Here is a 2,160-nt window from a genome sequence, read left to right on the forward strand (position 1 = left end):
AACGCGCTGCACTGGATCTGCAGCGTATCGTCGTACTGCTGTTGCAGCGCAATGTCAGCGCACGGCGATCAGCTACGCGGCGTCCGGCTCCAGCAGTGACGTGGCGTACGCTGCTCGATATCGAGGAGCAGGCCTTCGCCGACCCCGGATTCCAGGGAAGATATCCGGCCGCTGTGCGAGCCAGCTTTTCGCGTCTCGCCGACACCCGCATCACAGACGGCGAGCTTGATGCGCAGGTTGACTGGCAACGCGATGAGGAACTCTTGCCGGCTGTCTACGCGATCGCACGGGCATTCGTAAGCCACTCGGCTGGGCAAATAGACAGAGAGGATACCTGAGCATGCGCTCTCTGCCGAGGGTCACCTATAACCGGTCGCCTTCAGCTATTTCGACACCATCTTCAACTGGCTACCTGGCAGCACCGACGCCCGATCAGAGCGAGAGAAACTTTCGAGCTGCTTCCAGGCATCGACATAGCGATACTTCGGCACGCTGGCGATCAGTTCGTCGGCACGCACGAGCACCTGCTCAATCAGCGGGATTTGCTCTGCCCGCAACTGCCAGTCAAGCCCCATCGTCGCAGCCCGGATGCTCTCATCGAGCGCTAACTCAGCGCTCAGGAACAGGGCGAGATCCTGTTCAGGACAGTCATTCCTGCACAGAAAATACGTCATGTAAAGGACGCGCAGCAGCGAGACCATGGTGTCGGGTGTGCCATTCCCGCTTCGCATCGCCGCGAGCGCAAGATGATTCTCCAGGGAAATGCTACGCACGGCGGCCGCAGTCAGTGGCAGCAGCATGTCCTTCGTCCGCACCTCCCGCGCGCGGTGGGGCAAATTCCGTTTCTTCATGGTCCAATCATTTGCCTGTCGCGGCTTCCCGGCACCGCCCGGAACCTTTCTCATGACGTGCACCCGACGCGCACCGCGTCCTCCCGCGTTCTGCGCATCCAGCCAGACCGCAGAAAGACACTTCGTGGCCGCAGAAAGAACCGCGACGATCTGTCGCTATCCCGCCGTCACTTGTACACAGCCTGCACTGGCGCACTGGCGGGAACGCCAGGAGACTGTGGTCCGACACATGGAACAGCCTGGCAGTCATCTCTTGCAATACTAACCCGCGCGCCCCATAACCGGATACGATTCGTCGTCCTGACGCCATCCGACCGGAGAGACCGAAGCATCATGCCGCGCAGAAAACCTGGCCGCCCCGTAACGCCACGATCCAAAGCATTACAGCTTCCAATGGCAAGGCCACACGCGTCCGATCTCGCGCTACGCGCGCGACTGGCACTCGTGCGGTTCCGTCATCGGGATATCGACCGCCACCTGGTGACACATCTCGCCCATGTCTGCCTTGTCACAGGATTTATTGCAGCGGACGGCTACTGCATGCTTTCGCAGCAAGTTATCGAAGAAGCCGGGCGCGGACTTGGCCGCCTGCTGCTCGACTTCGATCAGACCGGACAATGGCCAGAATACACTCCCGAACTGCTGGACGGACTGACGACCGTCGTCAACGAATACGACCGCATACTCGCCACAGTCCGACTGGAAGTCATCTCTCGCGCCAGTGATCACCTAGAGCGGCTCAAGACTGTCGCCGCCGGCACGAAACCCTCCCTTGAGGAGCTGTCCCAGATCATCACCCCAACACCTTCCGACCACGAAACGCGCGACGAGCCCGCACCCATTACATCACGAACCTGTCCTGAAGCATGAGACGAATTATCTCCCGACGCTCCCCAATACACGGTAAGGGGTATTTGCACTCCGCGAACTGGCCGCTGGCGAACGTATCCTGGAATACCGCGGGCTCGCGACGACCTGGCGCGAGGCAGCAAACCATTGCTCCGGGCGCGAAAACGAGGAACACACCTCCCTCTTCGGTCTTTCCGATGGCCGTGTGATCGACGGCGGCCGCGGCGGCAACAGCGCACGCTGGCTTAACCACGCCGGCAACGCCAACTGCGAAGCCGTCGAAGAGTCCGACCGCGTTTTTATTGAGACGATCCGGGCGATTGCCCCCGGCGAAGAACTGTTCATTGATTATTCGCTCGAACTGCCACGCTCAGGCCGCTGCCGGGCACTGTCAGGTTGCTGGAGGTGTGGCAGTAGAATGAAGCGATGAAGAAGACGAAATCGCTTTATCACGGCCACC

General features: G+C 60.5%; 3 protein-coding genes and 1 pseudogene. 3 read left to right on the forward strand and 1 reads right to left on the reverse strand.

What is annotated here, in order from left to right:
• Positions 1-338: DUF2471 family protein (locus tag SB764_RS38030; RefSeq protein ID WP_410866466.1), on the forward strand; the 338-nt coding region annotated here is incomplete at its 5' end.
• A gap of 45 nt (positions 339-383) precedes the next feature.
• Here the strand turns inward: SB764_RS38030 and SB764_RS38035 are convergent.
• Positions 384-851 (reverse strand): hypothetical protein, encoded by a 468-nt coding sequence (locus SB764_RS38035; protein ID WP_410866467.1) that lies wholly within the window; start codon positions 849-851, stop codon positions 384-386.
• Between the two features lie 480 nt (positions 852-1,331).
• Between SB764_RS38035 and SB764_RS38040 the strand changes: the two genes are divergently transcribed.
• Together SB764_RS38040 and SB764_RS38045 are read left to right on the forward strand one after the other, a co-directional pair.
• On the forward strand, positions 1,332-1,721 hold the full coding sequence (locus SB764_RS38040) for a hypothetical protein (protein ID WP_410866468.1): 390 nt from the start codon (positions 1,332-1,334) through the stop codon (positions 1,719-1,721).
• Positions 1,718-2,130 (forward strand): annotated as a pseudogene (locus SB764_RS38045) (SET domain-containing protein). The gene SB764_RS38040 and the pseudogene SB764_RS38045 overlap by 4 nt, the downstream one beginning before the upstream one ends.
• Positions 2,131-2,160 lie beyond the last annotated feature (30 nt).

The organism is Paraburkholderia sp. SIMBA_027, assembly GCF_046535315.1.
Lineage (GTDB): Bacteria > Pseudomonadota > Gammaproteobacteria > Burkholderiales > Burkholderiaceae > Paraburkholderia > Paraburkholderia tropica.

Bases quoted from the DNA above. Each gene is read 5' to 3' on its own strand.
- SB764_RS38035 (WP_410866467.1), bottom strand. From the start codon at position 851: ATGAAGAAACGGAATTTGCCCCACCGCGCGCGGGAGGTGCGGACGAAG.